The organism is Photobacterium profundum (assembly GCF_003026285.1).
Taxonomy (GTDB): domain Bacteria; phylum Pseudomonadota; class Gammaproteobacteria; order Enterobacterales; family Vibrionaceae; genus Photobacterium; species Photobacterium profundum.
This window is the reverse complement of sequence record NZ_PYOD01000047.1, coordinates 1-681: the sequence shown is the minus strand read 5'-3', so window position 1 is coordinate 681 and position 681 is coordinate 1. Positions and strand designations below refer to the sequence as shown.

Sequence of the window (681 nt, the reverse complement as noted above, 5' to 3'; positions counted from 1 at the left end):
GTAAAATTAATGGTTACATGATTTTTACTGATGATAGCAACTGACGAAACTTCAAATTCATACTTACAAATATTACTTGTAGTTTTACAACTAACGTTAATGGTATTTTTTGTTATACCAATGAAAAGTAAGTAACATAATTTATCAATAGGATTATATTTTATAATCCTATGACAGTTCTGAGATTTCAATAAGCTAAACATGCATAACGTCTAACATAAGTTGCACCACGGATAACTCACCAAGCGCACTGAACTCCGAACCAAAACTGCGGAGTAAAACGTATCAACTTGATGTTTTTGTTATATTAATTAAAAGTATTGCGAGATAACCCTAGCTGCTTATCTTACTTTTAAGCCATTTGAAAATTAGTAATAGACTATAAAATGGGTTTGTTGAAATATTGTACTCTTCTAGGACATAAACATAATTTGACTTGAATTTTTCAACGGCTTCATTAGAATTTTCTGCATAGATTGCATCATCCTCTACTTCAAATCCCTGAGAAAGTAATTTTTCCTTTTCAACTAGAAACGTACTTGATGACATATCAAGGAAAGTAAATTTTTTTCTATCACTAGCCGGTATGGTGAAAAACTGATATTTCATAGTCATATGACTCCTTGTCGTAATTAATATAACATTTTATTATATTTTAGGTTCAGAGCTTGATACTTGTTC

General features: G+C 30.0%; 1 protein-coding gene. It reads right to left on the bottom strand.

Annotation, left to right across the window (positions count from 1 at the left end; all coding sequences use genetic code 11):
- Positions 1–333 precede the first annotated feature (333 nt).
- On the bottom strand, positions 334–615 hold the full coding sequence (locus tag C9J48_RS27690; RefSeq protein WP_036802649.1) for a hypothetical protein: 282 nt from the start codon (positions 613–615) through the stop codon (positions 334–336).
- Positions 616–681 lie beyond the last annotated feature (66 nt).